Annotated in this window: 13 protein-coding genes; 4 read left to right on the top strand and 9 right to left on the bottom strand. The window is 35.6% G+C overall.

What is annotated here, in order from left to right:
• Positions 1 to 18: 18 nt before the first annotated feature.
• Positions 19 to 3159 carry a UvrD-helicase domain-containing protein gene (locus JO178_RS07355; protein ID WP_291933655.1) on the bottom strand — a complete coding sequence of 1047 codons (3141 nt, stop codon included), beginning with the start codon at positions 3157 to 3159 and terminating at the stop codon, positions 19 to 21.
• Positions 3160 to 3343: 184 nt separating this feature from the next.
• On the opposite strand from JO178_RS07355, the gene JO178_RS07350 reads away from it, so the two are divergent.
• The 3 genes from JO178_RS07350 (at position 3344) to JO178_RS07340 (ending at position 5683) form a co-directional block, all read left to right on the top strand.
• The gene (locus tag JO178_RS07350) at positions 3344 to 4090 is read left to right on the top strand and encodes a hypothetical protein (protein ID WP_291933651.1); all 747 of its coding nucleotides are present in this window, start codon (positions 3344 to 3346) and stop codon (positions 4088 to 4090) included.
• Between the two features lie 5 nt (positions 4091 to 4095).
• Complete coding sequence (locus JO178_RS07345) at positions 4096 to 4872, top strand: carboxypeptidase-like regulatory domain-containing protein (RefSeq protein WP_291933648.1); 777 nt, start codon at positions 4096 to 4098, stop codon at positions 4870 to 4872.
• Between the two features lie 76 nt (positions 4873 to 4948).
• Positions 4949 to 5683 (top strand): SIMPL domain-containing protein, encoded by a 735-nt coding sequence (locus JO178_RS07340; protein WP_291933645.1) that lies wholly within the window; start codon positions 4949 to 4951, stop codon positions 5681 to 5683.
• Between the two features lie 52 nt (positions 5684 to 5735).
• Here JO178_RS07340 and JO178_RS07335 read toward each other — a convergent pair whose 3' ends face one another.
• The 5 genes from JO178_RS07335 to JO178_RS07315 are packed head-to-tail and all read right to left on the bottom strand — an operon-like array spanning position 5736 to position 10637.
• Positions 5736 to 6248 carry an N-acetyltransferase gene (locus JO178_RS07335; protein WP_291933642.1) on the bottom strand — a complete coding sequence of 171 codons (513 nt, stop codon included), beginning with the start codon at positions 6246 to 6248 and terminating at the stop codon, positions 5736 to 5738.
• A 2-nt stretch (positions 6249 to 6250) separates the two neighbouring features.
• Complete coding sequence (locus tag JO178_RS07330; RefSeq protein ID WP_034695702.1) at positions 6251 to 6472, bottom strand: PspC family transcriptional regulator; 222 nt, start codon at positions 6470 to 6472, stop codon at positions 6251 to 6253.
• Position 6473: 1 nt separating this feature from the next.
• Positions 6474 to 7736 (bottom strand): DUF2851 family protein, encoded by a 1263-nt coding sequence (locus JO178_RS07325; RefSeq protein WP_291933629.1) that lies wholly within the window; start codon positions 7734 to 7736, stop codon positions 6474 to 6476.
• A gap of 26 nt (positions 7737 to 7762) precedes the next feature.
• On the bottom strand, positions 7763 to 8911 hold the full coding sequence (gene bshA / locus JO178_RS07320) for an N-acetyl-alpha-D-glucosaminyl L-malate synthase BshA (protein ID WP_291933626.1): 1149 nt from the start codon (positions 8909 to 8911) through the stop codon (positions 7763 to 7765).
• A gap of 4 nt (positions 8912 to 8915) precedes the next feature.
• Positions 8916 to 10637 (bottom strand): glycoside hydrolase family 3 N-terminal domain-containing protein, encoded by a 1722-nt coding sequence (locus JO178_RS07315; RefSeq protein ID WP_291933621.1) that lies wholly within the window; start codon positions 10635 to 10637, stop codon positions 8916 to 8918.
• Positions 10638 to 10776: 139 nt separating this feature from the next.
• Between JO178_RS07315 and JO178_RS07310 the strand changes: the two genes are divergently transcribed.
• On the top strand, positions 10777 to 11322 hold the full coding sequence (locus JO178_RS07310; RefSeq protein ID WP_291933618.1) for a hypothetical protein: 546 nt from the start codon (positions 10777 to 10779) through the stop codon (positions 11320 to 11322).
• 169 nt (positions 11323 to 11491) lie between these two features.
• Here JO178_RS07310 and ribA read toward each other — a convergent pair whose 3' ends face one another.
• From ribA to JO178_RS07295, 3 genes are read right to left on the bottom strand one after another with little or no spacing between them, the layout of a single operon-like run.
• Complete coding sequence (ribA, locus tag JO178_RS07305; protein WP_291933615.1) at positions 11492 to 12088, bottom strand: GTP cyclohydrolase II; 597 nt, start codon at positions 12086 to 12088, stop codon at positions 11492 to 11494.
• 19 nt (positions 12089 to 12107) lie between these two features.
• A complete protein-coding gene (locus JO178_RS07300; RefSeq protein ID WP_291933613.1) occupies positions 12108 to 12569 on the bottom strand; it encodes a hypothetical protein in 462 nt (153 codons plus the stop codon).
• The gene (locus tag JO178_RS07295) at positions 12566 to 13180 is read right to left on the bottom strand and encodes a DUF4254 domain-containing protein (protein WP_291933610.1); all 615 of its coding nucleotides are present in this window, start codon (positions 13178 to 13180) and stop codon (positions 12566 to 12568) included. The genes JO178_RS07300 and JO178_RS07295 overlap by 4 nt, the downstream gene beginning before the upstream one ends.
• Positions 13181 to 13189: the final 9 nt, after the last annotated feature.

Below are 13189 nucleotides of genomic sequence, written 5' to 3'. Positions count from 1 at the left end.
TGAAGGGAAATAGACAAATTACAGATAAATAATCTGGGTTTTCAGTACTTTTTTACCCAGTTTTTCAAGAATGTTCCTGTAGCCTTCCACCTGTGCTTCATCTTTTGTTTTTTGTTCACCGGTTTTAAAATCTACAATGATATAGCCTTCATCACTTTTCAAAATACGGTCCGGTCTTGAAATATAGCTTTCTCCGTTTTCAGAGATCATAATATCTTTTTCATTGATAACCGTCCATTTTTCATCAAAAAATTCAGCATAGGTGTTGACGATTTCCTGTAAAGTGTCCTGGATTTCATTTTTTTCGTCCAGTGTAATCTGACCCTCCAAGGCATAGCCTTCCAGTACTTTCGGAATATCTTTTTCGGTATTGATTTTAGATAAGAGCTCATGAACAAAAAGCCCGATTCTTACCTTTTCATTTCTCACCTGATAGTTTTTGGATGGGGTGGCAATTTTTATAGAAGTACTTTTTTCATTAACATTTTTCAGGTTTTGAATATTCCGGGTTTTAAAAGGGGAGCTTTTTTCTTTAGAATATTTTTTAAGCATTTCAGGCTTTACTTCATATAGGTCGAATTCATCAGCATCTTCTGTATTTCTGGTTTTAAAAAAATCTAAAAGTTCAAGATTATTGGCGGTTTTGTTAGGTTTTTGAAGATAAAAGAACAGTTGCTCCACGGGTCTTGTCGTTGCCACATATTGAAGGCACAGCCTGTCGATGAGATTTTTATAAGAATTTTTCTTGTTGAAAACCTGAATTTCCTGATCGTAAGCTTCCAGGTTTTTACTAAACTGATTAATATTCACCGATTGTAAGGCCTCATTGTCATGGGTATCGAACCAATTGGTAAATTCATTATCCCTGTTCTTATTAATCATAGGAATAAAAACTATAGGAAATTCCAGTCCTTTGGACTTATGAATGGTCATGATTTGAATGGCATCAATATTTTCAGATGCCTGAATGGTATGAGACGAAGCTTCTTCATCCCAGTATTTCAAAAATTCTTTGGTACTGGCGCCGGCATTTTGTGTAAAATTAAAAAGCATTTCCATGAAATTAAGCAGGAAATCCGTTTCTTTATTTTCAGCAGAAAATTCGTTGATGTAATATTCAATAAAATTGTAAAGATTAAACCTTGGAAAATTATCCTGTTTAAGCTGTAATGAATATTTTTCCTGAATATACTGCAGGATTTCTTCATGCCCTTCAATCTCCAGCATTTCTTTCATCTCCAGTGTAAAATCAGCCATCTGAATTCTTCCCAGTGTATTCAGATGATACATCATCATAATCAGACAGGGTTTATTCTTAGGATTAATTTCCCATCTTAAATATTCTATTACCGCTTTTAGGGTATTCGAAAGTTCCAAAGTAAGCCCTTTATCAGAAATGGTTTTAATATTGGTTTCTTCACCACGATAGCGGACTTTTAAATTTCCCAGCTTTTGTGAGTAACTGAAAATATCAAAATTACCACGACAAAGAATGGTGATGTCCGAAAATTTGAAACCATTATCCAGACATTCCTGAATATCTTTTCGCATTCTTTCTGAAGTATCATCATAAAACTCTTCATTAGTGCGATTTTCAATGAGGTTTACTTTTACCCTTCCATCCATTTGCGATTTTGGGGTCTGTTCGGCATCTGTTCCAAAAATGTTCCGGTGTTCTTCTTCCAGTTCTCCGGCATGAAACTGGTAAAGTTCATTATTGAAGTGTACAATATTTCGGGCACTTCTCCAGTTGTCTTTTAGCACAAGAAGATCTGCCTGTTTAGGAGAAAACTCTTTTTTGTTGATGATATTTAGCATCAGCTTGCTTTCGCCACCACGGAATCTGTAGATACTCTGTTTAGGATCTCCAACCAATGTAAAAGAGGTATTTTCGGAAGAAACACTATGGTCTCTTAGAGGAACAAAATTCTGCCACTGCAATTCCGACGTATCCTGAAACTCATCAAAAAAATAGTGCTGAAACTGTGAACCTACTTTTTCATAAATAAAAGCAGAAGGCTCATCCTTAAGATTCTCATTAATGAGGATATTGAATTTTGAAAGTAGAACAAGATCATTCTCTTCCTCAATTTTTTTTAGCTCATCCTGAATGTCTTTATTAACTTTTAAAGGAAGAAGAGCAGATAAAACTTTCTCTTTTTTCTGAGTTTCGATATACCAGATAATCAGCTGCATTCTGTTTTCAAGAAGCTGATCAAGAATCTCAAAAATTTCAGATTCTTTATGTTTGGATTTTGAAGAAGCTCCTTTCCGGTAATTGTTGATCACAGATTCTTCCTGTGTGGTCGGGAAAGGGAAGCCGGCTCTTTTCTGCTGATAAAAATCGATGACTTTGGGAAAGAATCCTCCGATTCCGTTTTTTCCCTGAGCAAAATCTTCAACCTCGATATTTCTGGATGTGAAGAGCTCAACGGACTTTGCAGCAAGTTCTGCCGATTGTTTTTTATGAAGTACAATCTCTTTACGGAGTGTATTTTTTATCTTTTCATAATTCGCATCATCAAAATTATTGTTGTTTTTAAGATGTTCATAGTGGATATCTTTAACAAACTCTTTAGCCGAATCATAAAGATTTTTGTTGAGGTTGATCCTTTCATTGTTTTCCAGACTGTAATCTACATAATCCATGAAAGAATTGGAGATTGTTTCGTTTTCTCCGATCTGATCCAGCATTTTATCAACGGCCTCAATCAGAAAAGGTTCAGCTTCAATTTCAAGATTAAAATTTTTAGCCAGTCCCAATTCATAAGAAAAACTTCTTACCAGTCTTGAATTAAAACGGTCGATAGTTCCTATATTCAGTGTCGAATAATTATGAAGAATATAATCCAGAAGTTTTTTAGAACGAAGATGGAGTTCATCAATAGTAATTTTTAAGCCCTGTGCTTCAAATGCCTTTTGAATGTTTTTCAGATCTGTGTTTTCTGCAAAATTACCGGCGGCGAAGTTTCCCAGCCAGCTCAGAATTCTTTCCTTCATCTCATTGGCTGCTTTATTGGTAAAAGTCAGTGCGAGAATATTCCTGATCGACTGCTGCTGATTAGGATAACGAAGACAAATCATCAGAAGTCTCTGAACCAGAGCATATGTTTTCCCTGATCCGGCAGAAGCGTTGATGACTGTATAAGAATTTTGCATTGTTAAAGGTAGAATTGAAACTGCAAGTTAGCTAAAATTTAAAATAAACTTTAACAATTGAGTTGAGCTATTTAACGGTTTCAACCTCAAAACCTCAAAAGAAATACTAAAAGACGTTAACTTGTGGTTAAACTTCTGGTATAATTTAAAAATAATTTTAGCTTTGCTTTATAAAAAACAGCCCGTGAAACTTAAACTATTCTTTTTTTTCTCTTTCATCTTTTTCATTCATACGAATGCCCAAAGCTATATCTTCGGTAAAGTAACTACCGAAGGAGGTTCTGAAATACAGGACGTCAACATAATCAACATCCGGACGGATGAAACCGTAATGTCAAATACAGACGGACATTTTATGATTGCCGGAAGAGTGGGAGATGAGTTACGTTTTATCCGATCAGGTTATGAGCGCGTAACGAAAATCATTTCTCAGGAGAATGTACAGTCACCACTTGCTGTTACTTTGGTGAGAGCTACCATACATATTCCTGAAGTAGAAGTGAAACAGGGAATTACAGGAAATTTAAAGATTGATTCCAAAATGTATAATAAACCGAAAAAGGTTGAGAAACTGTCCAAAGAAATAGACCTGTATATCGCACAAAAATCAGATCCGAGAATACTGGCTGCAAAAGCAGGAGAATTTGTTCAGCCAAAAGGAGAGGGGTTTTATATTGGAAAAGTAAAAGATCAATGGGATGATATTGATTTAACGAAATATCTCAAAGCAAGCCTTGGGGATAATTATTTCGCCAATCTGAAAATAGATAAGCCTCAGATTGATCATTTTATTGCTTATGTTCTGGCAGGAGGTTTTGAAAGAAGAAAAATTTTAAAATACGGTTTTTGCAGTGATGCAGATCTCAATAGATTTCAACGGTTTGTATTGACCCGAATTGCCTCGTACCGGGCTCCGCAGACTCAAAGATAATCTTTATGAAAATAAAAGTCCTTTTCTTGTTTATTCTGCTATATAACCATTTGTTTTCCCAGCAAACGATAACAGGAAATGTAGCTGATGAGACGGGAGAAAGCCTGAGCTCGGTGATTGTCATCAATATGGCTACGGATCAAAAAGTATATTCCAATTCAATAGGACAGTTTTCCATTGAGGCCTCGCCGAATGATGAGCTTAGGTTTGTAAAGCAGGGATTTATGAGGGCATCCAAAAATGTGCTTTCAGATGGTGTAAATCCGTTCTTATATATCAGACTTCATCCGATTCCCAAAGAGATTGAAGAAGTCACGGTTTTCAGAAAACCTACCGGTGATCTGGATAAAGATTCCAGGGCCGTCGCATCAAGAGATAAGGGAGAGGAAGTAAGAGATGCGGTAGGTCTGCCACAACCTGTTGGGAAAATGAGGGAAAAACCGGCAGAAGTAAAACAGGTTTTGTTACCTATCCTTTTAGGAAGTCTGAATGTTCAGGGAATGTATGACCTGATCAGCGGAAAAGCCAGAAGACAAAAGAGACAATATAAATATGATGATCTTCAGGAGCATATTGCCTGGATCAGAAGTAGAGTAGAAGACGAATATTTTACCAAAGCGGGAATTCCTGCGGATAAAATTTCTGAATTTATAGAGTTTTCATTTACCGCAAAACCTTATGTACGTACGTATGTAAAAGCCCGAAACCTATCGGGAGTTTTATTAAGGCTGGAAGAAGCAATACCTCTCTATGTCGAAAGATTAAAGAAAAATCAGAAATAATGTTAAAGAAATCTTAAAGCATTGGAATAGAAATTGATGGTTTGTTTTGTACAACAACATTAAATTCACAATTTTTATGAATAAAAATATTATTGCAGTAGCAGTAGGAGCCTTAGGCTTTGTCCTCGGACTTGGTTTTCTGGGAAACGCCATTAAAAACAGGAATAAGTCTGAAAACACAATTTCCGTAACAGGACTAGGAACTAAACAATTTACCTCTGATCTGATCACCTGGTCCGGGAGTTTTTCCAAAAATAATGTTGATTTGAAATCGGCGTATGATGCATTGGCCTTAGACAGAAAAGTAATCAATGATTATCTGATTTCAAAAGGAATAAAACAACAGGAAATAGTATTCTCATCGGTAGATATTCAGAAACAATTCAGAAGTTATAATGATGCTAACGGGAATTACGTACAGGGAGAGTTTTCAGGATATAACCTGACTCAAAAGGTTTCCATTGAAAGTAAAGAAGTCGCTAAAATTGAAAATCTTTCCCGAAATATTACAGAAATTATTAATCGGGGAATAGAGTTTACGTCCTCTTCTCCTTCTTATTTCTATACCAAGCTGGCTACAGTAAAACAGGAAATGATTGCGGGTGCTACCAAAGATGCTAAAGAACGTGCAGAAAAAATTGCTGAAAATTCCGGGAGCAGTCTGGGAAGTCTGAAAAAGGCGACTATGGGGGTTATTCAGATTACCGCTCCTAATTCAAATGAAGATTATTCTTACGGAGGGACTTTTAATACCTCCTCTAAGGAAAAAGAAGCCAGTATTACGATAAAACTGGAATATGAAGTCAATTAAAGATAGCATATCAAAGAAATAAACGCCGGAAAAATTCCGGCGTTTTTATATATTAACGATAAACAGTATCGCAGATTTCATTTTTAAGTTCTTCCACGTTTTCAGGAGAATAATTCGCCAGCAACCAGAGATTTAAAGATTGTTTTCCTTCTCCGTAACTTGGCTGCACATGAGTGGTATCAATAACCTTAAAATGATTTCTCTGATAGAAAGAATAGCGTCTTTCAGCATCTCCTCCTAAATCAGCAGGCTCAATTTCTAGAATAATATTCGGGTAACTCTCCAACAGATGGCCTATGATATGGGAACCTAGTTTCTTACTTCTGAAGATTTCAAATACTTCAAAATGTTCTACAAAAACAAACGAACTCAATTCCCATACAATAAGGTATCCGATAGCCTGATTTTCATGTACTACAGACATTATTTTGGTCTGTGGATTTAATAATAAACCCATAAACTGTTCCTTATCTCTTTGCTCGTCTACAGGAAAGGTGCTGGTGTAAGAATTATAGATTTCCTGAACTCTATTATCCCCAGCATTAGTAATCGCTACAAATTCCATAATTATAAATCAAAAACGCTTGGCCTTCTGGTAATAAAAATATCTTTAATCCACAATGTAAATGCCAGTCCTAAATAAATTAAAAAGAAAAATCCGGCGGTAGCAAAAGTAGAATAAATGAAAAAAATTCTTAATTTAGATACAGGAATTCCCAGTTTTGCTCCGGTTCTTGTCAGAACACCAAACCATTCTCTTTCCATTTTATGACGGATATTACTCAGCATTTCAAGATTCTTTTAAAAGTTTAAATCCAATACTGCAAGTTAAGCAATTTTTTTCTTCACATGAATTTTTATAGTGATAAATAAGGCTCTGGCTTTCCAGTGCATCTGTTATTTTTACACCGATATTTTTCCATTTGGTGATCACCGAATTTTTTTCCGGTGGAATATTTCTATAGAATTCGATAATTTCATCAGCCGTTTCTTCACGATGATATCTATGGTAAGCGTATTTTAACGGAAGAACCGTATTAAGAATAATAAGATCAATAAAATCTTTACTCATTACTTTGGGCTGCACTTTAGAAATTGCTCCGAAATTAAAATGAAAATCCCAATATTCAGAAGCTTTTACTACTTGAAACACATGGTATAGCTCATCGATATGCTGAGCCTGAATTATTTTTGAAAATAAATTCTGATGCCGATGGTAAAGGTCCGCGAGTTGAGATAAACGGATGGTAGGGAAATTAGGAGGTCTGAGTCTTAGAAACTTGGGATGAAACTTTAAATCGGGGATATGAAATTTTATTTTCATGAATTCAAATTCTCTTTTCCAGATTTTCATCTGCCCGTCCAAAGGGGTATCCAGCCAACCGGAAATTCCAAATAACAAAGCTTCAAATTGTAGCGGGTGCTGTCTGATTTTATTAACGATACTGTAATCGAGACTTTCTGCAATCTGTCTGAAAATATGAGCATTTACTTTTAATCCGAAAGAATAGGCCAGACTATGAAATAAAACCGCTTCAAAATTATTTTTGCAGCGCATTAAACTTTCTTCCAGTTCCTGAGACTTTTCATTCAGTTTTTTCAGAATATTTCCTTCGTGAAAATGAACAGGTATTTTATTCCGGTCGAAAATTTTTTCACAGGCAATAAACTGGTTTCCGCTTACAAGGCTTTCGTACTTCCATATTATATTTTCATCAATATAATTTTTCAGTTCCAAGGCGGATACATTTCTGTTGTTAAGTTCAGGGATTTCAAGATCATGCTGGAAGACTACATGAAGAATGATATTCTGATAATTGGGATCCCGGGAATGATTGTGGAATATCCAGTCTGAAGATCGGAGATGCAGTTCTATATTTCCGGCCAGAATTAAACCGTTGATTTTAATTTTTGCCGCCAGAAAATCAGGACCGGCATCTTTATTCCATCGCCCGAAGTCAATGATTTCAACGGAATTTCCTTCAATATCCTTGAAGTCAAAATTTTTGAAAACCTTATAGTTCCAAAGATATTGAAGTAGTTTTTCCGTCATAAGTGACGATAAATATAATAGAAAAATTATACTTTCGTCGGTTCCTTTTTAAAATTTTCTATAGTCGTTCTATACATTCTTTCATATATAGGAAGAATGTTTTTTAAATCGAACTTTATAGCCTGATCTTTCGCATTTTGTTTCATTTTGGTTAAAAGTTCATCATTGCTTAATAATTTGATAGTGTAGTTACTCATTGCCTCTACATTTCCGATCTCAGCTAGATATCCGGTTTCTCCCTGAATATTTACCTCAGGAATACCTCCTGCATTGGAGCTGATTACAGGTGTGTATGCGGCCATTGCTTCAAGAGCTGCCAATCCAAAGCTTTCCTGCTCAGAAGGAAGTAAAAAGACATCTGAAAGCTGTAAAATTTTATAAAGATCATTAACTTTTCCCAAAAGGCGAATTTTGGAAATGAGATCCGGGTTTTCTTCAAGAAACTGGTTGACTTTTTCCATATCCGGCCCTTCTCCAATGATAATCAGTTTTGATTTCACTTTTTTCTCCACATTCTTAAAGATCTGCAGTACTTCATCCACACGTTTTACAGGACGAAGGTTAGAAACATGAATCAGGATTTTTTCATCAGGATTGGCAAACTGAGTTCTCTGACATTCAGTGCAGTCATCAAATTCAGAATTGTCAATAAAATTGGTAATAACCTGAATTTCTTTTTTAATATTAAAAAACTGAAGCGTATCCTTTTTCAGGCTCTCAGAAACCGACGTTATGGCATCAGACTGGTTAATGGAAAATTCTACAGCGTGTTTGTAACTCGGATGCTGGCCTACAAGAGTAATATCCGTTCCGTGGAGTGTTGTTACCAACGGGATATCATTGTTGTCTTCCTGAAGCATCTGCTTGGCCGTAAAAGCGGCATATGCATAAGGAATTGCATAATGAGCATGAAGAAGATCAAGTTTGTAAAGATTTACTACACGGTAAATCATCGAACTTAAAGCAATATCATAAGGCTGATACTGGAAAAGCGGGTAGGTTTGAACATTTACCCTATGGAAGAATATATTAGGATTGGTAATGTCTAATCTCGCAGGAAGAGCAGAGCTGATGAAATGTACTTCATATCCTTTATTGGCAAGAGACATTCCCAGTTCTGTTGCTACAATTCCGCTTCCCCCATAAGTTGGATAGCAAAGTATGCCTATTTTCATTAGATTATCGTTGTTTTGATGTTGTTGATTTGCTTATAGAAGAAACAGGATCCAGATCTGTTCCCATTCCCGGTTTTAATTGATCATTAACCAGTACCGGAAGTCTGCCCCATATTTTTGTTTTTCCTTTCATGGCATCGGCAGCTGCGTTCATAGAGTCCTCATTGTTTTCATAGGAAACAAGAACTGTAGATACTTTTGAAATATCAATATCTTTCAAAGCATAGGCACTCCCGAATACATTAAGGATCACATTTTGATTTTTTGTCAGATCAGCAAGGGTTTTCTTTGATTCTGCAGATATTTTATAAGGTTTATAAGCCGTTGAATTATCTTTATGGAAGCCCACAATTACTGTTGAACCTGCAGGAATTGTATTGATTTCACCTGCTTTTTTAAGGATTATATTTGATCCCAGTCTGTCTGCAAAAGTCTGATAAGGTGCTTCTTCCAACGGAACATAATATACCTGATTTCCTGTAAGAGGCAGAAGTTTTTTCTCATCTTTTAATAAAGTCAAAGCATTGGAATATAAATTCTGAACTAATGCTTTATGAGAATCATTATTAAGATCGGCATTGATATTCTCCGGATTTTTGGGAGTGTATTGAGTAAGCCCCAGAAAATATTTTGTTAATAAAATTTTCTTTACACTTTCTTCTACTCTTGACTGGGAGATTTCCCCTCTATCCAATGCGTTCTGAATTAATTTTTTTCCTTCAGAAACGCCCTGTGAAAAAAGCATGATATCATTTCCTGCTTTAAATGCCATGGCATCCAGTTCTCCCGGCTTGTATTTATTAGCTACAGCCCCCATGTTTAAAGCATCGGTGATAATTAATCCTTTGTAGCCCAGTTTATCTTTCAGTAAGCCTGTAATAATGTTTTTAGAGACGGAAGCCGGAATTCCTTTTCCGGATTCTAAACTCGGAACATATAAGTGCGCTACCATTACACCACCAATTCCTTTATCCATCAATGCTTTGAAAGGAGCAAGCTCTATCGTATTAAGCCTTTCCATAGTATGGGATACAACAGGAAGATCAAGGTGGGAATCCGTATTGGTGTCACCATGGCCGGGAAAATGTTTAATTGCAGCTAATATATTGTGATCCTGAAGACCATTGGAATAGGAAAGGGCAGAGCTGATTACATTGCTTACTTCCGAGCCGAAGCTTCTGTTACCGATAATAGGATTATTGGGATTGGTATTTACATCTACTACAGGAGCAAAATCCCAGTTGATTCCCATTCGGTGGCAATCTTCTGCTATTTTGGCAGACATTTGGTAAATCAGGTTTTTATCCTGAATAGCTCCCAATGTCATTGCCCAAGGAAATTTGTGTGCTGTAGCAATTCTTTGAAATACCCCCCATTCTGCATCCATTCCGATCATCAACGGAACTTTAGACTTCTGCTGAAATTCGTTAACCAGATTTATTTCTCTGGCAGCATCGTCCTGCATTAAAATTAATCCTCCGATTTTGTCATTGACAACGATGTTTCTTACCTGGCTGATATAATCTTCGCCTTTATTGGTATATAAGGCAACAATAAATAATTGTCCTAATTTTTCATCCTGAGAAAGATTTTTATATGTTTTTTCGACCCATTGCTGTGCCTTTTTTACATCTTCTTTGGAAGCATTTTTCGGCTGATACTGGGCCTTTGCGCCAGTGCTTATCAATGCAAAAATACAAAGTGAAGTATATAATAATTTCTTCATGACTTTTGAATAAGAACAAAAATACGATTAAAAAAATGACGAAAACAAAGTTTTTGAAATTTTTGGTATATGATTTGAATACGATTTATAAATAATAACTAAAATTTTATAAAAAAATAATAACTAAACTTTTATAAAAATGAAAAAAATTCTTCCACTTATGCTTCTTGCCGGAATAGGCTTTATATCTTATAGCTGTGATAATAAAGACGATGTTGTGGTGCAGCAGCAAAATGTAAATCTTCAGATGAAAGATGTTACAGGGACTTTTACAGGAGCCAATAATGCCAATTGGACTATTTCACAAGGGCTTAACATAAAATCTACAGATGTAGTGCTGGTATACCGAAATATGAATTCAAATTCCGGAGCTTCAGCAATCTGGCAGCTTATCCCAAAAACTTACTATCTGACTAATGGCAGAGAATTAGATTATAATTTTATATTCAATTCTCAAAATGTTGATATCAACACAAAAGCCAACTTTGACCAGTCTACTTTAACCGGGACTGAAGCCAATACTTATTTAATCAACCAGACATTCAGAATTGTACTTCTTCCTGCAGGAACGAATACATCCAAAACTGTGAATGCAACACCACCGGTTGATTACAATGATTACAACGCTGTTGTTAAATATTATAATCTTGACGATTCTAATGTTCCATCAACAAGGGTAAATTAAGAAATATCTTTTCAGTTTTTTATAATTAAAAAAAGCTCCGGGAGACTTCTTCCGGGGCTTTTGATTTAATAGGATGGTAATCGTAAATAGACTTTGGCTGAGATTAAATAAAGCCGCTTAAATAATAAAAATAAAAAAGCTTCAGATACATCTGAAGCTTTTATTTTATCTAATTATCATTGTCATCCAGCAGATGTCCAAAGAAATCTTTTTTTGTCTTAAGATAGCCTTTGCTGATCTCGTTGGCAGGAATTTGTAATGGTACTCTTGAATTAAGATGAATATTACTGTCCACCACATATTTTACCTTTTCAGGATTATTGGTCAAAAGGTTAATCTCTTTTACCTCCAGCAGATTAAGGATCTCAATGGCTACCCCAAAGTTTCTGTCATCAGCAGGAAGGCCCAGTTCAAGATTAGCCTGTACTGTATCCAGTCCTTTTTCCTGTAGAGAATAAGCTTTTAGTTTATTAATAATACCGATATTCCTCCCTTCCTGACGAAGGTAGATGATAATCCCTCCATTTTCATGGATATATTTCATTGCGGCATCCAGTTGCTGGCCGCATTCACATTTTTTTGAATGGAAAACTTCTCCTGTAATACATTCTGAATGGAAACGTACATTAACAGGTTTTGAGAAATCTGTATTTTCTGCGACGATTGCCATGTGAGGCATCCAGTCGTTTTCGTTTTCAGAGAAAGCTAACATTCGGAAATTGCCATGTTCTGTAGGAACATTGGCTTCCGCCTGAATTTTAATCATTAATATGTTTAATTAGTTTTTAACTTCCTGGTAAAGCATCTTCAATAACAGAAATATTGGTTTTTAAACGAACCAGATATCTGTTGAGTACCTCGTCATCATCTCTGTCAAGATTTTGTCTCAGTTTTTGAATTTTTTTATATGATTTTTCGAAGCTTTTAAGCGCTCTGCCTTTGCCTGGAGAATTGTTGGCATCAATAGCATATAAATAATTCTGAAGGCTGTATTTCAAGCTTGTTACTTCATCATTCAGCCCGTCACTTTTAAATTTAGGAAAGGTTGAAATCATATTTGAAATTTCAGAAGCGTTTACATTTTCTTTGATATTGATATTAAAACTTTTCTTTGAGCCTCTGTCAGAGTCAGAGCCTTTTGTTTCACTATAAAAACTATTTGACAACGGGGAAAGATTAAGCTTTTCCGTTGCGCAGGAAGAAGTTATTATTATAAGTAGTACTCCAAAAAAAAATGGTTTTTTCATTTCTGTTGCCCTTTTTGATAAAGGATTGGGTTAAGACTTTCATCATTGTACATCTTCATTTGTTTGTACACTTTCATCTTAACGCTACCGTTTTCAATATCAGCAAGCAACTGATCTATAGAAGTTGACAGGTCTTCTTTCTGAGTAAGGAGTACATCTAATTTTGCCTGGCAATTTTTTCTGTGCTCTTCAGAAGCAGATTCTCTATTGGCTTCTAATGACATATGATAAACCTTTAATGCAAGAATTGATAATCTGTCCACTGCCCAAGCGGGAGTTTCTGTATTTATTTTTGCTTCAGGTTTAGGAGTTATATTTTCAAACTTGGTAAGAAACCAGCTGTCGATATATTCTACCAGATCAGTTCTTTTCTGATTGGAGGCGTCTATCGTTCTCTTCAGTTGAAGAGCTTCAGCCGGATTAATATTTTCGTCTCTAATTATATCTTCCAGATGCCATTGAACGGTATCAATCCAGTTCTTTGCATACAAAATCCGTTCCAAACTATTATTTTCAAACGGGTTATTAATTAGAGTGTTAACGTCATCAGACACGTGATAGTCTTCAATGCATTGATTGAAGACTTTCCATGCAGTCTCAGTAAAATTCATTAATGCTGG

Origin of the sequence: Chryseobacterium sp., from assembly GCF_019236175.1 — a bacterium.
Taxonomy (GTDB): Bacteria; Bacteroidota; Bacteroidia; order Flavobacteriales; family Weeksellaceae; genus Chryseobacterium.
This window is presented reverse-complemented; position numbering and strand designations above follow the sequence as displayed.

Excerpts from the sequence above, each read along its gene's own strand:
- JO178_RS07355 (WP_291933655.1), bottom strand. The coding sequence starts at position 3,159 with ATGCAAAATTCTTATACAGTCATCAACGCTTCTGCCGGATCAGGGAAA.
- JO178_RS07345 (WP_291933648.1), top strand. The coding sequence starts at position 4,096 with ATGAAAATAAAAGTCCTTTTCTTGTTTATTCTGCTATATAACCATTTG.
- JO178_RS07340 (WP_291933645.1), top strand. The coding sequence starts at position 4,949 with ATGAATAAAAATATTATTGCAGTAGCAGTAGGAGCCTTAGGCTTTGTC.
- JO178_RS07335 (WP_291933642.1), bottom strand. The coding sequence starts at position 6,248 with ATGGAATTTGTAGCGATTACTAATGCTGGGGATAATAGAGTTCAGGAA.
- JO178_RS07330 (WP_034695702.1), bottom strand. The coding sequence starts at position 6,472 with ATGCTGAGTAATATCCGTCATAAAATGGAAAGAGAATGGTTTGGTGTT.
- JO178_RS07325 (WP_291933629.1), bottom strand. The coding sequence starts at position 7,736 with ATGACGGAAAAACTACTTCAATATCTTTGGAACTATAAGGTTTTCAAA.
- bshA (WP_291933626.1), bottom strand. The coding sequence starts at position 8,911 with ATGAAAATAGGCATACTTTGCTATCCAACTTATGGGGGAAGCGGAATT.
- JO178_RS07315 (WP_291933621.1), bottom strand. The coding sequence starts at position 10,637 with ATGAAGAAATTATTATATACTTCACTTTGTATTTTTGCATTGATAAGC.
- JO178_RS07310 (WP_291933618.1), top strand. The coding sequence starts at position 10,777 with ATGAAAAAAATTCTTCCACTTATGCTTCTTGCCGGAATAGGCTTTATA.
- ribA (WP_291933615.1), bottom strand. The coding sequence starts at position 12,088 with ATGATTAAAATTCAGGCGGAAGCCAATGTTCCTACAGAACATGGCAAT.
- JO178_RS07300 (WP_291933613.1), bottom strand. The coding sequence starts at position 12,569 with ATGAAAAAACCATTTTTTTTTGGAGTACTACTTATAATAATAACTTCT.
- JO178_RS07295 (WP_291933610.1), bottom strand. The coding sequence starts at position 13,180 with ATGAATTTTACTGAGACTGCATGGAAAGTCTTCAATCAATGCATTGAA.